Source organism: Methylocella sp., from assembly GCF_044226135.1.
Lineage (GTDB): Bacteria > Pseudomonadota > Alphaproteobacteria > Rhizobiales > Beijerinckiaceae > Methylocapsa.
Window position 1 is genome coordinate 1 of the sequence record NZ_JBGAHM010000002.1, and the last position, 14,819, is coordinate 14,819.

At 75.0% G+C, this 14,819-nt stretch carries 14 protein-coding genes and 1 pseudogene; 11 read left to right on the top strand and 4 right to left on the bottom strand.

Annotated elements, in window-relative coordinates:
- The 3 genes from ACILRB_RS01255 to cobO all read right to left on the bottom strand — a co-directional run.
- The coding region (locus ACILRB_RS01255) for a cobyric acid synthase (RefSeq protein WP_395664488.1) at positions 1-618 on the bottom strand (618 nt) is incomplete at its 3' end.
- Positions 619-621: 3 nt separating this feature from the next.
- A complete protein-coding gene (locus ACILRB_RS01260; RefSeq protein WP_395664489.1) occupies positions 622-1,509 on the bottom strand; it encodes a DUF1289 domain-containing protein in 888 nt (295 codons plus the stop codon).
- The gene (cobO, locus tag ACILRB_RS01265; protein ID WP_395664490.1) at positions 1,509-2,117 is read right to left on the bottom strand and encodes a cob(I)yrinic acid a,c-diamide adenosyltransferase; all 609 of its coding nucleotides are present in this window, start codon (positions 2,115-2,117) and stop codon (positions 1,509-1,511) included. Before cobO ends, ACILRB_RS01260 begins: the two co-directional genes overlap by 1 nt.
- A 196-nt stretch (positions 2,118-2,313) precedes the next feature.
- On the opposite strand from cobO, the gene cobW reads away from it, so the two are divergent.
- From cobW to cobJ, 7 genes and pseudogenes are all read left to right on the top strand, one after another.
- Positions 2,314-3,369: a cobalamin biosynthesis protein CobW gene (gene cobW, locus ACILRB_RS01270; RefSeq protein WP_395664491.1), complete on the top strand. Its 1,056-nt coding sequence runs from the start codon at positions 2,314-2,316 to the stop codon at positions 3,367-3,369.
- Between the two features lie 131 nt (positions 3,370-3,500).
- Positions 3,501-6,710, top strand: coding sequence for a cobaltochelatase subunit CobN (cobN, locus tag ACILRB_RS01275; RefSeq protein WP_407070196.1), 3,210 nt, complete (start codon positions 3,501-3,503; stop codon positions 6,708-6,710).
- On the top strand, positions 6,707-7,528 hold the full coding sequence (locus ACILRB_RS01280) for a hypothetical protein (protein WP_395664492.1): 822 nt from the start codon (positions 6,707-6,709) through the stop codon (positions 7,526-7,528). The genes cobN and ACILRB_RS01280 overlap by 4 nt, the downstream gene beginning before the upstream one ends.
- The gene (locus ACILRB_RS01285; RefSeq protein ID WP_395664493.1) at positions 7,525-7,902 is read left to right on the top strand and encodes a hypothetical protein; all 378 of its coding nucleotides are present in this window, start codon (positions 7,525-7,527) and stop codon (positions 7,900-7,902) included. Before ACILRB_RS01280 ends, ACILRB_RS01285 begins: the two co-directional genes overlap by 4 nt.
- The gene (locus tag ACILRB_RS01290; protein WP_395664494.1) at positions 7,886-8,515 is read left to right on the top strand and encodes a precorrin-8X methylmutase; all 630 of its coding nucleotides are present in this window, start codon (positions 7,886-7,888) and stop codon (positions 8,513-8,515) included. Before ACILRB_RS01285 ends, ACILRB_RS01290 begins: the two co-directional genes overlap by 17 nt.
- 32 nt (positions 8,516-8,547) lie before the next feature.
- A pseudogene (locus ACILRB_RS01295) lies at positions 8,548-9,247 on the top strand (precorrin-2 C(20)-methyltransferase).
- A 4-nt stretch (positions 9,248-9,251) separates the two neighbouring features.
- On the top strand, positions 9,252-10,004 hold the full coding sequence (gene cobJ / locus ACILRB_RS01300; protein ID WP_395664495.1) for a precorrin-3B C(17)-methyltransferase: 753 nt from the start codon (positions 9,252-9,254) through the stop codon (positions 10,002-10,004).
- Here cobJ and ACILRB_RS01305 read toward each other — a convergent pair.
- Positions 9,977-10,732, bottom strand: a complete 756-nt coding sequence (locus ACILRB_RS01305; protein WP_395664496.1) for a cobalt-precorrin-6A reductase — start codon at positions 10,730-10,732, stop codon at positions 9,977-9,979. The genes cobJ and ACILRB_RS01305 overlap by 28 nt on opposite strands.
- Here ACILRB_RS01305 and cbiE point away from each other — a divergent pair.
- Genes cbiE through cobF form a run of 4 tightly spaced genes read left to right on the top strand, consistent with a single transcriptional unit; the run spans position 10,731 to position 14,811 of the window.
- Entirely contained in the window at positions 10,731-11,933 is a 1,203-nt protein-coding gene (cbiE, locus tag ACILRB_RS01310; protein ID WP_395664497.1) for a precorrin-6y C5,15-methyltransferase (decarboxylating) subunit CbiE, read from the top strand. The genes ACILRB_RS01305 and cbiE overlap by 2 nt on opposite strands.
- A 16-nt stretch (positions 11,934-11,949) precedes the next feature.
- Positions 11,950-12,744 (top strand): precorrin-4 C(11)-methyltransferase, encoded by a 795-nt coding sequence (gene cobM / locus ACILRB_RS01315; RefSeq protein ID WP_395664498.1) that lies wholly within the window; start codon positions 11,950-11,952, stop codon positions 12,742-12,744.
- Between the two features lie 13 nt (positions 12,745-12,757).
- Positions 12,758-14,062, top strand: a complete 1,305-nt coding sequence (locus ACILRB_RS01320; protein ID WP_395664651.1) for a cobyrinate a,c-diamide synthase — start codon at positions 12,758-12,760, stop codon at positions 14,060-14,062.
- Positions 14,059-14,811, top strand: a complete 753-nt coding sequence (cobF, locus tag ACILRB_RS01325; protein ID WP_395664499.1) for a precorrin-6A synthase (deacetylating) — start codon at positions 14,059-14,061, stop codon at positions 14,809-14,811. Before ACILRB_RS01320 ends, cobF begins: the two co-directional genes overlap by 4 nt.
- Positions 14,812-14,819: the final 8 nt, after the last annotated feature.

Genomic DNA, 14,819 nt, shown 5'->3' on the forward strand with positions numbered 1-14,819 from the left:
GGCGAACAAGGCCGGATCGCCCCGGAACTTGTTGACGATGTAGCCGCGCAGGAGGCTGCGCTCCTCGGGCTCCAGCAGCGCCACGGTGCCGACCAGCTGCGCGATCACCCCGCCGCGCTCGATGTCGCCGGCGAGCACGACCGGCACGGCGGCAGCCCGCGCGAAGCCCATGTTGGCGATGTCGCCCCGGCGCAGATTGACCTCGGCGGGGCTGCCCGCACCCTCGACCAGGACGAGATCGGCCGCGGCCGCGAGCCGCGCGAAGCTCTCCAGGACGCGCGGCAGCAGGGAGGGCTTGAGCGCGTGATAGTCGCGTGCAGCGCAGCTCGCGAGCACGCGGCCCTGCACCACCACCTGGGCGCCGGTCTCGCTCTGCGGCTTGAGCAGGACCGGGTTCATGTCGACCAGCGGGTCCACGCCGCAGGCCTGCGCCTGCAGCGCCTGCGCCCGGCCGATCTCGCCGCCGTCCGCCGTCACGGCGGCGTTGTTCGACATGTTCTGCGGCTTGAACGGCGCGACCGAAAACCCGCGCCGCCGCGCCGCGCGGCAGAGCCCCGCGACGAGGACAGATTTGCCGACATTGCTGCCGGTCCCCTGCAGCATCAGGGCGCGGCCCATGGCTCAGGCCGGATAGAAAATGGCGCAGACGGCGTAGCCCTTCGGCAGCGGCAGGGTCGGCGGCGCGTCGAAACCCTGCGCGACATGATCGGGCAGGAGATGGGTGTGCGGCCCCTCGGGCGAGGTCCCGCCGGGGGGCGGGATCGCGGCGTCGATCTCGGCGCGCAGGCCCGCGGTCTCGACGATCCGCACGGGGCTTTCCTCGACCATCGCCGCGCGGATGCGGTCGAGATGGTCGGGCCAGGCTTCCCCCACATGTTCAGCAAGGCGCGCGGCGAGCGGGGCCGGGCAGCGGATCGAGAACCGCGCGGCGCTGCGCCCGAGCCCGACGTCAAAGCGGACCCCGTCGGCGTCGCGCGCGAGCAGCGCGCCGGCGTCTTTCCCGAGCGGCGTCAGCGCGCCGGGGCCGGGCGCGCCGAGGCGCGACTCCGGCACGGCGAAGGCGATCAGCGGCGCATTGCCGGGGCGGACGAGCTCGAAGGCGGCGAGATGGTCGGGCGCCTCGATCCGCATCGCCGCGCGGCCCGTGCGTAGCGTCAGGGCGAGCCCCTCGCGCTGCGCCTCGAACGGCTCGTCAGGGTCGCGCAGCACTTCGGCGACCGCGCCATAGACGCCGACGACGAAGGTCCCGGCGGCCTCCGCAAAACGCCGCTCGACCTCGTCGAGCAGGGTTGCGCCGCGCCAGTCGAGGCGCCGCGCGGCGAGCCCGAGCGCCGCCGCCCGGGCCGGCAGCTCGGCCCAGACGCGGGCGCGAAACGCCTCGTCGGCGCTTCCCCACCGCGCGATCTCGTCGCGCGTGCGGGCGCAGCCGACGCAAAGGCCGCTCGCCTCGTCGAGCGCGCAGGCGCCGACGCAGGGGCTCGCGGGACGGGGGCGTGGCGCGACGCCCATCAGAACTCGACGCCCTTCTGCGCCTTCACGCCGTCCCGGAACGGGTGCTTCACAAGGCTCATCTCGGTCACGAGATCGGCGGCGGCGACGAGCTCGGGCGGGGCGTTGCGGCCGGTCAGGCAGACATGGGTCATGGGCGGCTTTCGGGTGAGAAGAAAATCGACCGTCCCGGCGGCGTCGAGATAGCCGTAGCGCAGCGCGACGTTGATCTCGTCGAGCAGCACGAAGCGGATCTGCGGGTCCAGGATCTGCTCCATGGCGAGGCGCCAGCCGGCCTGCGCCGCCGCGACGTCGCGGTCGCGGTCCTGCGTCTCCCAGGTGAAGCCCTCGCCCGACACGAAGAAGCGGCAGTCTTCGGCGAAGCGCTCGCGCAGCAGGGTCCGCTCGCCGGTCTCCCAGCCGCCCTTGATGAACTGGACCACGGCGCAGGGCATGCCATGGGCGACGCAGCGCAGGATCATGCCGAATCCGGCCGAAGACTTGCCCTTGCCCGCCCCGGTATGGACGATGATCAGGCCCTTCTCGCCGGTCTTCGACTTCATCAACTCGTCGCGCGCGGCTTTCACGACCTTCATCTTGGCGTTATGGCGCGCCGCCAGCTCGTCCATCGACCCTCCACGCTCCGTCCGCCCGTCGCGGCGCTTCGCCCGCCGGCCTTTCCTGTGTAAGCAGATGGCGGGCTCAGGCGCCAGCCCCGGGCGACGCTTACTTGCGTCCGCACGGGCGCCGCGCCAAGCTTGCAGGCGCGCCCCGCGCAAGAATCTCCGCGCGCCGCGCCCCGTTTCGCCAGAAAAGGCAGTCTGAATGGCCAGTCTCGAAAAGCTTCCCGTCACCGTCGTCACGGGCTTCCTCGGCGCCGGCAAGACCACGCTGATCTCGCATCTCATCCGCAATTCGGGCGGGCGGCGGCTCGCCGTGGTGGTCAATGAGTTCGGCGACATCGGCGTTGACGGCGACATCCTCAAGGGCTGCGCCCTGCCCGAATGCCCGGCCGAAAACATCATCGAGCTCGCCAACGGCTGCATCTGCTGCACCGTCGCCGATGATTTCATCCCCGCCATCGAGGCGCTGATGGCGCTCGACCCGCGCCCCGACCATATTCTCATCGAGACGAGCGGCCTCGCCCTGCCGAAGCCGCTGGTCAAAGCCTTCGACTGGCCGGCGATCCGCTCGCGCATCACGGTCGACGGGGTGATCGCGCTGGCCGACGCCGAGGCGGTCGCCGCCGGGCGCTTCGCCCCCGATCTCGCGGCGGTCGAGCGCCAGCGCCTCGCGGATGAAAACATCGACCACGAAACGCCGCTGAGCGAAGTGTTCGAGGACCAGATCGGCTGCGCCGACATCGTGCTTTTGACCAAATGCGACCTCGCCGGCCCCGAGGCCGTGGCGAAGGCGAAAGCCGTCATCGAGGCCGAGGCGCCGCGCCGGCCGCCGATCGTCGAGGTGACCGAGGGCGCGATCGACCCGCGCGTGATCCTCGGCCTCGGCGTCGCGGCCGAGGACGACCTCGCCGCACGGCCGAGCCATCATGACGACGAATCGGGCCATGACCACGATGATTTCGCCAGCGTCGTCGTCGACGCGCCCGAGATCGACGACCCCGCCGAATTCGCCGGACGGATCGCCGAGCTCGCCCGCGCGCGCGACATCCTGCGCGTGAAGGGCCATCTGGCGGTCGCGGGCAAGCCGATGCGCCTGCTCGTCCAGGCGGTCGGCGGGCGCGTGCGCTGGCAATATGACCGGCCATGGCGGCCGGACGAGGCGCGCGCCGGCCGGCTCGTGGTCATCGCCGAGCGCGACGACGTCGACGCCGACGCCATCCGCGCCGCCCTCGCGCCGCAGGCCGCCGCCGCCGGATAAGCCATGCACGTCATCTTCCGCGAGAGCCGCGGGCTCGAAGAAACGGAGACGCCGACCGACCTCGGCCAGAGCCCGGCCGATCTCGCCGTGCTGTCCTTCTCGGATTCGGACCTCGCGGCCTTCATGGCCGGATGGCGCCTCGCCGGCGGGCGCGAGGGCGGCGCGCCGGGGCTGCGCCTCGCCAGTCTCGCGGATCTGCGGCACCCGCTGTCGGTCGACGCCTATCTGGAGCGCACGCTCGGCGCGGCGAAAGGCGTGCTGGTGCGGCTCATCGGCGGCGCCTCCTACTGGCCCTATGGGCTCGGCCAGATCGAGGCGCAGGCGCGCCGGCGCGGCATGGCGCTCGCCGTGCTGCCGGCCGACGGCCGGCCGACGAGCGCCTCGACGCCGCCTCGACCCTGCCCCGCGCGACGCTGCGGCGGCTCGCGCGGCTCTGCGACATGGGCGGCCCCGGCGCGGCCCGGGCCGCGCTCGCCGAACTCGCCCGCGCGGCGGGTTTGCGCGAAGGAGGATTGGGCGAAGGCGGTCCGGGCGCGCCGGCCGGCGCCCTCGCCGACGTCGGCGCCTGGACGCCCGAGGACGGGGTCTGCTGCCCCGCGGCTTGCGCCCTCGACGCGGCCGGACCGCGGGCCGGCGCGCCGCTCGCGCTCATCGTGTTCTACCGGGCCTTCGTGGCGGCCGACGACCTCGCCCCCATGGCGGCGCTGGCTGAGGCGCTGCGGGCGCGGGGCTTTCGCGCGCTCGGCCTGTTCGCGCCCTCGCTCAAGGCGCCGGAGGCGGCGCTCTGGCTCGCCCGCCAGATCGCCGCGCTGAAGCCCGCGACGATCGTCAACGCGACGGCCTTTTCGGGCCGGGGCGAGGGATTCGCCTCGCCGCTCGACGCGACGCGCGCGCCGACGCTCCAGGCCGCGCTTTCGACCTCCACGCGGCGGGCCTGGGACAGCGCCGAGCGCGGCCTTTCGCCGGCCGACCTCGCCATGCATGTCGCCCTGCCCGAGGCCGACGGGCGCCTGTTCGCCGGCGTCGTCTCGTTCAAGGAGCCGCTGGCGCGCGACCCCGATCTCGAATTCGCGCGCTGCGCGCATGTCCCGCATGACGACGGCGTCGCCGCCGTCGCCGACCAGGCGGCGGCGTGGCGCCGGCTCGCGGCGCTTCCGCCCGGCGAGCGGCGGGTCGCGTTCGTGCTCTCGACCTATCCGGGCCGCGGCTGGAACATGGCCCATGCGGTCGGGCTCGACGCGCTCGCCTCGGCCGGGGCGATGCTTGAGGATCTCGCCGCCGAGGGCTATGACGCGCCGGCCGGCGCGGCCCTCGGGCCGGGCCTCGCGACGGCGCGGATCGCCTGGCCGCTCAAAACCTATCGCGCCGCGCTGGCGCGGCTTCCCGCGCCCCTGCGCGACGCGCTCGACGCCGCCTGGGGCCCTCCCGAGGCCGACCCCGACGCCGGGATACAGGGCTTTTCCTTCGCCGCGCTGCGGCGCGGGCGCATGATCGTGGCGCTCCAGCCCGAGCGCGGCCTCCCCGCGCGGCGCGACGGCGACTATCACGACCTCTCGCGCCCGCCGCGCCACGCCTATGTCGCCTTCTATCTCTGGCTGCGCGAAACGGCCGACGCGCTCGTCCATGTCGGCGCCCATGGCACGCTCGAATGGCTGCCGGGCAAGGCCGTGGCCCTGTCGCCGGCGTGCTGGCCGCAGGCGCTTTCGGGCGGCCTGCCGGTCATCTATCCCTTCATCGTCAACGATCCGGGCGAGGCGGCGCAGGCCAAGCGCCGCCTCGGCGCCGTGACCATCGGCCATATTCCGCCGCCGCCGCGCCGCGCCGGCCCGACCGGGCCGCTCGAACGGCTCGAAGCCCTGCTCGACGAATTCTCGAACGCCGACGGGCTCGATCCGAAGCGGCGCCTGCGCCTTGTCGCCGACATCCGCGACGAGGCGCAGGCGCAGGGCGTCGAGCGCGAGCTTGGCGTTTCGGCCGACGCGAGCCACGCCGAGGCGGTGACGCGCATCGACCGCTTCGTGTGCGACGTCAAGGCGAGCCAGTTCGGCGACGGGCTGCATGTGTTCGGCCGCGCGCCCGCCGCCGCCTGCCCGTTCGACGCCGCGGCCTGCGCGCAGGCCGAGCGCCGCGCGCTCATCGACGCGCTCGCCGGCCGGCGGATCGAGCCCGGCCCGTCGGGCTCGCCCTATCGCGGCCGCCCCGACGTGCTGCCCACCGGGCGCAACCTGTTCGCCGTCGATCCGCGCGCGACGCCCTCGCGCGCGGCCTGGCGGCAGGGCGTTCTGCTCGCCGACGAGCTCGTCCGCCGCCATCTGCAGGACGAGGGCGACTGGCCGCGCGCGCTCGTCGTCGATCTGTGGGGCTCGGCCACCATGCGCACGGCGGGCGAGGAATTCGCCATGGCGCTGGCCCTGCTTGGCGCGCGCCCGGTCTGGGACGACGCCTCGAACCGGGTCTGCGGCGTCGAGGCGCTCCCCCTCGCCGAGCTCGACCGGCCGCGCCTCGACGTGACGCTGCGCGTCTCGGGCCTGTTCCGCGACGTGTTCCCGACCCTCCCGGCCCTGTTCCAGCTCGCCGTGCGCACGCTCGCCGGCCGCGACGAGCCGCCCGACCAGAATCCTTTCGTGGGCCGCGACGGGCCGCGCGTCTACGGGCCCGCGCCGGGCCGCTTCGGGCTCGGCCTTGGCGCGAGCCTCGCCGACTATTCCGACGCAGGGCGGCGCGCCGCGGGCGCCGCCTGGATCGAGGCCAGCGCCTTCGCGCAGGAGGGCGGCGGCGCCGCGCGCCGCGACGAAGCGGGCCTGCGCCAGCGGCTCGCGCAGGCCGACGCCTTCGTGCATCTCCAGGACCTGCCCGAAACCGACCTGCTGCTCGCCGAGGACTACGCCAGCCACGAGGCGGGCTTCGCCGCCGCGCAAAAGCTCGCCGGCGGACAGGCCGCGCTCTACCATCTCGACGCCACGGACCCAAAGCTGCCCCGCGCGCGGCCCCTCGCCGAGGAGATCGCGCGCGTCGTGCGGGCGCGCGCCGCGCATCCGGGCTGGATCGCCGGCATGCGCCGCCACGGCTTCCGCGGCGCGGCCGAGATCGCCGCCACGCTCGAAAACATGGCGGCCTTCGCCCATCTCGCCGGCGCCGTGCCGGCGCATCTGTTCGACCTTTATCACGACGCGACCCTCGGCGACCCGGACGTCGCGGCCTTCCTCGAAGACGCCAATCCGCAGGCGCACGCGGCCATGCGCGCCCGCTTCGCCGCGCTTCACGCCGCGGGGCTGTGGCGCTCAAGGCGCAATTCGATCCTCGCCGCGCTCGACGCCGCGGCGCCCGGGCGCGCGTCGTGAGCGCCCCCGTGGTCAAGGGCTGGTGCCCCGGCCCGCGCCGGCCGATGCCGTCGGGCGACGGCCTCGTGGTCCGCGCCCGCGCGCCGCTCGGCGAGCTGACGCCCGGCGCCGCGCGCGGCCTCGCCGGGCTCGCGCAAGCCCATGCGAGCGGCGCGGTCGAGCTCACCAATCGCGGCAACCTCCAGCTGCGCGGCGTGAGCGAGGCCGCCTTTCCGGCGCTGGCGCAGGGGCTCGCCGCGCTCGGCCTCGCCGGCGCCGAGGGCGAGGCCGAGGCGCGCGTGAGCGTCGTGCTCGACCCGTTCCGCGGCCTTGGCGACGCCGACGCGCAGACGCTGTGCGCCGATACGCTGGCCCACGCCCTCGCCGCGCCGGAGTTTTCGGCCCTGCCCGTGAAATTCGGCTTCGTGGTCGACGCCGGCGCGCGGCGACGGCTCGACGGCGTCAGCGGCGACGTGCGCGTCGAGGGCGCGGACGGGGCGTTCGTCGTGCGCGCCGACGGCCTCGCCACGGGCCGGCGCGCGGCCGATGCGGCCGGAGCCGCGGCGCTGGCGCTCGATCTCGCCCGCTGGTTCCTCGCCTCGGGCGGCGTCGGGGCGGACGGGCGCGGCCGCATGCGCGCGCATGTGGCGGCGGGCGCCACGCCGCCGCCGGAGCTGTTTGGCGACGCCCGCCCTTCGCCCGCAGCGGCCAGGCCGCGGCCCGGCCCCGGGGCGCGGGGGTCAATGTCGCGGCGGCGTTCGGCGAGCTTGCCGCCGCCGCCCTGCGTCGCCTCGCCGACGCCGCCGCGACGACGCTGCGGGTCACGCCCTTCCGCATGATTCATCTGCCGGGCGTCGACCCGTCGCGCCTGCGCCCCGCCGCGGCGGCGGGCCTGATCCTCGACGCGAGCGACCCGCTGCTGCGCGTCGTCGCCTGCCCCGGCGCGCCGGCCTGCGCGCAGGCGCGCGCGTCCGTGCGCCCGCTCGCCCGCGCGCTCGCGCCGCGCCTGCCGGCGGGGCGCCTGCTGCATGTCTCCGGCTGCGCCAAGGGCTGCGCCCTGCCGGGGCCCGCCGATCTGACGCTCGTCGGGCGCGACGACGGCGGCTTCGATCTTGTCAGGGACGGCGCGCCATGGGATGAACCGGCGCGCCGCGCGATCCTGACGCGGGGCGACGGCGACCTGCGGCGGCTGACGGATGCCCTATCATTATGAGACCGACGGCGCGGCGATCTACGCCCGCTCCTTCGCCACGATCAGGGCCGAGGCGAGCCTTTCCGGCTTCACGCCCGACGAGGAGCAGGTGGCGGTGCGCATGATCCACGCCGCCGGCATGGTCGGGCTCGAGGCGCATCTGCGCTTCTCGCCCGGCATGGTCGGCGCGGCGCGGGCGGCGCTCGAGGCCGGCGCGCCGATTCTCTGCGACGCGCGCATGGTCGCCGAAGGCGTCACCCGCAGCCGCCTGCCGGCGCGCAACGACGTGATCTGCACGCTCGGCGCGCCAAAAGTCCCCGAGCTCGCCACGCGCCTCAACACCACGCGCTCGGCGGCGGCGGTCGAATTGTGGCGTCCGCATCTTGCGGGCGCGGTCGTCGCGATCGGCAACGCGCCGACCGCGCTGTTCCATCTGCTCGAACTGCTCGAAGCGCCCGACGGCCCGCGCCCGGCGGCGATCGTCGGCTGCCCCGTGGGCTTCGTCGGCGCGCGCGAATCGAAGGCGGCGCTGTGGGCCGCCGCGCCTGCGCCCTGCCTGATCGTCGAGGGGCGCCTTGGCGGCAGCGCGCTCGCCGTCGCCGCGGTCAACGCGATCGCGAGCCGCGCCGAATGAGCGCGGCGGCGGAGACGGCCGCGCGGCCGGCCATGGGCACGATCTATGGCGTCGGCCTCGGCCCGGGCGATCCCGAGCTCATGACCCTGCGCGCCGACCGGCTGGTGCGCGGCGCGGCCCATCTCGCCTATTTCCGCAAGGCCGGCCGCAGGGGCCATGCGCGCCGCATCGTCGACGGGCTCGTGCGCGCCGACGCGCGCGAATACCCCATGGACTATCCGGTCACGACCGAGATTCCGGCGTCCGACCCGCGCTACGGCGCGGCGCTCTCGGCCTTCTACGAACAGGCGACGGCGACGCTGCTCGCCCTCGCCCGGGCCGGCGAGGACGTGGTGGTGCTGTGCGAGGGCGACCCGTTCTTCTACGGCTCCTTCATGCATCTTCACATCCGCCTCAAGGACCATGCGCCGGTCGAGGTCGTGCCGGCCGTCACGTCGGCCGCCTGGACGGCGACGCGCCCCCGTCGCCTGGGGCGACGACACGCTGACGGTGCTCGCCGGCACGCTGCCCGAAGACGAGCTCGCCCGCCGCATGGCCGACGCCGACGCGCTGGTGGTGATGAAGATCGGCCGCAACCTCGGCCGCGTCCGCCGCGCGCTCGAGGCGGCCGGCAAGGCCGACCGCGCGGTCTTCGTCGAATACGCCAGCATGGCGCGGCAGCGCGTCGCGCCGCTGCGCGAGGCCGACGACGCCGACGCGCCCTATTTCTCCATCGTCGTCGTGCATGGCTAGCGCGATGGGCGGATGGCTCGCCGTCGCGGGGCTCGGCCCGGGAGACGAACGGCTCGTCACGCCCGAGGCCGCCGCGGCGATCGCGCGCGCGAGCGACCTCGTCGGCTATGGCCCCTATGTCCGGCGCGTCGCGCCGCGCCCGGGGCTGCGCCTGCATGAGAGCGGCAACGGCGACGAGATCGCGCGGGCGCGCCTTGCGCTCGCGCTCGCGGCCGAAGGGCGGCGGGTGGTGGTGGCGAGCTCGGGCGACCCCGGCGTGTTCGCCATGGCCGCGGCGGTGTTCGAGGCGATCGAGACGGGGGAGCCCGGCTGGCGCGGCCTCGACGTCCGCGTGCTGCCCGGCGTCACCGCCATGCTGGCCGCGGCGGCGCGGGCCGGCGCGCCGCTCGGGCATGATTTCTGCGCCCTCAACCTGTCCGACAATCTGAAGCCCCGGGCGCTGGTCGAGCGGCGGCTGCGGCTCGCGGTCGAGGCCGATTTCGCCATGGCGCTCTACAATCCGCGCTCGAAGGCGCGCCCCGACGGCTTCGCCCGCGCGCTCGAAATCCTGCGCGCGGTCTGCGAGCCCGGCCGGGTGCTGATTTTTGCGCGCGCCGTGTCGACCCCCGACGAAGAGATCGAGGTCGTCGCGCTGTCTGAGGCGCGGCCCGAACAGGCCGACATGCGGACGATCGTGCTCGTCGGCTCCTCCGCGACGCGCGTTCTCGCGCGCGAGGGGCGCCCGTTTGTTTATACGCCGAGGTCGGCGCCCGCATGAGCGGCCCAGTCGAGCGCCGCCGCCGCGTCATGGACCTCGGCCCGCGCCGGACGGGGCGGCCGGTCGATCATGATCACCGGCAGGCCGAGCGCGCGCGCCGCCGCGATCTTGGCGTAGGCGCCGGCGCCGCCCGAATTCTTCGAGACCACGAGCCCGACGCCGCGCGCCTGCATCAGGGCGCGGTCGGCGGCCTCGGTGAACGGGCCGCGGTCGACCACCACCTCATAATCCGGGAAGGGCTGGGGCGCGCGCGCCGGATCGACGAAGCGCAGCAGATAGAAATGCTGCGGATTGGCGGCGAACTCGACGAGCCGCGTGCGCCCGACCGCGAGCATGACGCGGGCGGGCGCGCGCCGCAGCGCCGCGACCGCGCCGGCGACGTCCGCGACCCTGGTCCAGCGGTCGCCCGGCGCCTCCTGCCAGGGGGCCCGCGTCAGCGCGAGCAGCGGGGTGCGCGTGGCGCGGCAGGCGGCGGCGGCGTTGGCGCTCATCTGCGCCGCGAAAGGATGGGTCGCGTCGATCACATGGGTGATTCCGGCCGCGCCCAGATAGGCGGCGAGGCCCGACGCCCCGCCAAAGCCGCCGACGCGCCGCTCGAGCGGATGCTCGGGCAGGCGCTCGACCCGCCCCGCGAAGGAGACGACGCCCGAAAGCCCCGCGCCCTGCGCCGCGCGCGCGAGCGCGAGCGCCTCCGGCGTGCCGGCGAGGATCAGAAGGTTCTGACGCATGGCTGAGGCCCCCTGGCTGACGATCGTCGGGATCGGCGAAGATGGCCTTGAAGGGCTCGCGCCGGCAAGCCGCGCCGCGCTCGAGGCGGCCGAAATCGTCATGGGCCCGGCGCGCCATCTGGCGCTCGCGCGGGGGCTTGCGGCCGAAACGCGCGTCTGGCCGGCGCCTTTTGCCGACGGCCTGCCGATCCTGCTCGGGCTCAGGGGACGCAGGACCGCCGTGCTGGCCTCGGGCGATCCGTTCTGGCATGGCGCGGGCGCGGTGATCGCCCGCGCGCTCGCCCGCAGCGAATGGCGCGCCCTGCCGGGGCCGTCGGCGTTCTCCCTCGCCGCCAGCCGCCTCGGCTGGCCGCTTGAGCGCACGCGCCGCCTCGGCCTCCATGCGGCGCCGCTGACGCGGCTGCGCCCGCATCTTGCGCCCAACGTCCGCATCGTCGCGCTGCTGCGCGACGGCGCGGCGGTCGCCGAGCTCGCCGGCTATCTTTGCGCGCAGGGGTTCGGCGCGAGCCGCCTCTTTGTCATGGAGGCGCTCGGCGGCCCGCGCGAGCGGGTGAGCGAGGCGCGCGCCGACGCCCTTCCGGCGGGCGACTTCGCGCATCCGCTCTGCGTCGCCATGGAGCTTGCCGGCGACGGCCCGGCCGTCCCGCGCGCGTCCGGGATCGACGACGCCTTTTTCGAGCATGACGGGCAGATCACCAAGCGGCCGATGCGCGCCCTCGCCCTGTCGGCGCTGGCGCCGCGGCCGGGCGAACTGCTGTGGGACATCGGCGCGGGCGCGGGCTCGATCGCGATCGAATGGCTGCTGAGCGACGCCGCAACGCAGGCGATCGGCGTCGAGGCGCGCCCCGACCGCGCCGCCCGCATCCGCGCCAACGCCGCGCGGCTCGGCGTCGACCGGCTGCGGGTGGTCGAGGGCGAGGCCCCGGCGGCGCTCGACGGCCTGCCGCCGCCGCAGGCCGTGTTCATCGGCGGCGGCCTCAGCGAGGCGCTGATCGCCGATCTCGAACGCCGCCTCGCGCCGGGGGCGCGCCTCGTCGCCAACGCCGTGACGCTCGAATCGGAAGCCCTGCTCGCGGCCTGTCAGGCGCGGCGCGGCGGCGAGCTGCTGCGCGTCGAGCTCGCCGAAGCTTCCCCGCTCGGCGGCCGGCGCGGCTGGAAGGCCGCCTATCCGGTCACGCAATGGCGCGCGGTCCTGCGATGAGCCGCGGAGTTTCGCCATGACCGTCCATTTCATCGGCGCCGGCCCCGGCGCGCCCGACCTTCTGACGCTGCGCGGGCGCGACCTGATCGCCGCCTGCCCGGTCTGCCTCTATGCCGGCTCGCTCGTGCCGAAGGCGGTGCTGGCGCATTGCCCGCCGGGCGCCCGCCTCGTCGACACCGCGCCGATGGACCTTGACGCGATCATCGCCGAGATCACGCGCGCCCATGCCGCCGGCGCGGACGTGGCGCGGCTGCATTCGGGCGACCTCTCCGTCTGGTCGGCCATGGGCGAGCAGATCCGCCGGCTCAGGGCGCTGAACATCCCCTACGCCGTCACGCCGGGCGTGCCCGCCTTCGCCGCGGCCGCGGCCGCGCTCGGCGTCGAACTGACGCTGCCGGGGATCGCCCAGTCGGTGGTGCTGACGCGCACGCCGGGCCGCGCCTCGGCCATGCCGCAGGGCGAGACGCTCGCGGCCTTCGGCGCGACCGGCGCGACGCTCGCCATTCATCTTTCGGTCCAGAACCTCGCCCGCGTCGTCGCCGACCTCATGCCCCATTACGGCCCCGGCTGCCCGGTCGCGGTGGTTTACCGGGCGAGCTGGCCCGACCAGAAGATCATCCGCTCGACGCTCATGGGCGTCGAGGCGGCGCTCGCGCCCGAAATCTCGCGCACGGCGCTCATTCTGGTCGGGCCGGCGCTCGCCGCCGAAGGCTTCGACGACAGCAGGCTCTACGCCGCCGACTACGACCGCCGCCACCGGCCGCAGTCGGACGCAAGCCCCTGGGCCAACTGGACGCCCGACGATGCGTGAGGCGCTGGGCGTCCTGCCGCCGGGGCTGCTCGTCTCGGCGCCCGCGTCGGGCTCGGGCAAGACCACGGTCGCGCTCGGCCTGCTGCGCGCCTTCGCCGAAGACGGGCTCGCCGTGCAGCCGTTCAAGTCGGGGCCGGACTACATCGACCCCGCCTTCCACCGCGCCGCCTGCGGCCGCGCGTCCTACAATCTCGACAGCTGGGCGATGGGCGAGGGCCTTTTCTCAGCCGTCGCGGCGACCGCGCTCGGCGCCGACCTCTGCGTCGCCGAGGGCTCCATGGGCCTTTACGACGGCGTGGCGACACAAGGGCTTTCGGGTTTCGGCTCGAGCGCCGAGACGGCCCGCGCCATGGGCTGGCCCGTGCTGCTCGTGCTCGACGTGGGCGGACAGGCGCAGTCGGCCGCCGCCGTCGCGCTCGGCTTTGCGGCCTACGCGCCCGACCTTCGCTTCATGGGCGTGATCTTGAACCGCGTCGCGAGCCCGCGCCATGAGCGGCTCGTGCGGCTCGGCATGGAGCGCGCCGGCCTCGCCGTGCTCGGGGCCCTGCCGCGCCGCGGCGAGCTGAAGCTGCCCGAGCGCCATCTGGGCCTCATCCAGGCGGTCGAGCATCCAGACCTCGACGCGGCGATTGCAGGCTACGCCGCCTTTCTGCGCGCCCATGTCGATCTCGCCGCGATCAGGACCGGCGCGCAGGGCGGCGTTCGCGCCCGGCCCGGCGCGCTGGCGCGTCCGCCGGCGCAGCGCGTCGCGCTCGCGCAGGACGAAGCCTTCTCCTTCGCCTATCCGCATCTTCTCGAAGGCTGGCGCGCGGCGGGCGCCGAGATCCTGCCCTTCTCGCCGCTCGCCGACGAGCCGCCCGACGCCGGCGCCGATCTCGTCTGGCTGCCCGGCGGCTATCCCGAACTCCACGCCGGCCGGCTCGCGCAGGCTTCGCGCTTCATGAACGGGCTGCGCGCCCATGCGCGAACCCGCCCCGTCCATGGCGAGTGCGGCGGCTATATGGCGCTCGGCGCGGCGCTCATCGACGCTGGCGGGGTCCGGCACCAGATGGCCGGGCTGCTCGGGCTCGCGACCTCTTATGAAGCGCGCCGGCTGCATCTCGGCTATCGCCGCGCGACGCTCGAACAGGCGATGCCCGGACATGCGGCGGGGACGGCGCTGCGCGGCCATGAATTCCATTATTCGACCATCCTCGAACAGCCCGACGCGCCGCTCGCCCGCGTCGCCGACGCCGACGGCGCGCCGACGCCCGAGACCGGCTCGCGCCGCGGCCATGCGACGGGGACCTTCTTTCACCTGATCGCGGAGGAGCCATGAACGCGACGGCGAAGCCCGTCGACCTCTGGCTGGTCGGCGTCGGCGCGGGCAATCCGGAGCATGTGACGCTCGAGGCGAGGCGCGCCCTGCGCGCGGCCGCGCTGGTGCTCGTGCCGCGCAAGGGGCCCGACAAATCGGACCTCGCCGAACTGCGCCTGTTCATTCTGAAGGCGTGCGAAAGCGCGGCGCGGATCGTCGAATTCGACATGCCCGTGCGCGACGAGCGCCTGCCCTATGAGGAGCGCGTGCGGCGCTGGCACGACGAGATCGCCGCCGTCTGGTCGCGGGAGATCGCGCGGGCCGCGCCCGACGGCCCCGTGGCGCTGATGGTCTGGGGCGACCCGGGGCTCTATGACGGCACGCTGCGCATCGCCGCGCGGCTTGAGCCGCGCCCGCGCCTGCGCGTCGCGCCGGGGATCACCGCCCTGCAGGCGCTGACCGCGGCCCACGCCATCCCGCTGAGCGCGGTCAATGGCGCCGTCACGATCACGACCGGACGCCGCCTGCGCGAATCCGGCTGGCCGCAGGGCGCGGAGACGGTCGCGGTGATGCTCGACGGCGACTGCGGCTTCGCGCGCCTCGACCCGGCGGGGATTCACATCTGGTGGGGCGCCTTCCTCGGCATGCCCGACGAGACGCTCGCCGAAGGGCCGCTCGCCGAGGCCGGCCCGCGCATCGTCGCGCTGCGCGCCGAGGCGCGGGCGCGGCGCGGCTGGATCATGGACATTTATCTGATGCGGCGGACGTAGGCGCGGGC

Coding starts and splice junctions, on each gene's coding strand:
- ACILRB_RS01260 (WP_395664489.1), bottom strand. CDS start 1,509: ATGGGCGTCGCGCCACGCCCCCGTCCCGCGAGCCCCTGCGTCGGCGCC.
- cobO (WP_395664490.1), bottom strand. CDS start 2,117: ATGGACGAGCTGGCGGCGCGCCATAACGCCAAGATGAAGGTCGTGAAA.
- cobW (WP_395664491.1), top strand. CDS start 2,314: ATGGCCAGTCTCGAAAAGCTTCCCGTCACCGTCGTCACGGGCTTCCTC.
- cobN (WP_407070196.1), top strand. CDS start 3,501: ATGGCGCCTCGCCGGCGGGCGCGAGGGCGGCGCGCCGGGGCTGCGCCT.
- ACILRB_RS01285 (WP_395664493.1), top strand. CDS start 7,525: ATGATTCATCTGCCGGGCGTCGACCCGTCGCGCCTGCGCCCCGCCGCG.
- ACILRB_RS01290 (WP_395664494.1), top strand. CDS start 7,886: ATGCCCTATCATTATGAGACCGACGGCGCGGCGATCTACGCCCGCTCC.
- cobJ (WP_395664495.1), top strand. CDS start 9,252: ATGGGCGGATGGCTCGCCGTCGCGGGGCTCGGCCCGGGAGACGAACGG.
- cbiE (WP_395664497.1), top strand. CDS start 10,731: ATGGCTGAGGCCCCCTGGCTGACGATCGTCGGGATCGGCGAAGATGGC.
- ACILRB_RS01305 (WP_395664496.1), bottom strand. CDS start 10,732: ATGCGTCAGAACCTTCTGATCCTCGCCGGCACGCCGGAGGCGCTCGCG.
- cobM (WP_395664498.1), top strand. CDS start 11,950: ATGACCGTCCATTTCATCGGCGCCGGCCCCGGCGCGCCCGACCTTCTG.
- cobF (WP_395664499.1), top strand. CDS start 14,059: ATGAACGCGACGGCGAAGCCCGTCGACCTCTGGCTGGTCGGCGTCGGC.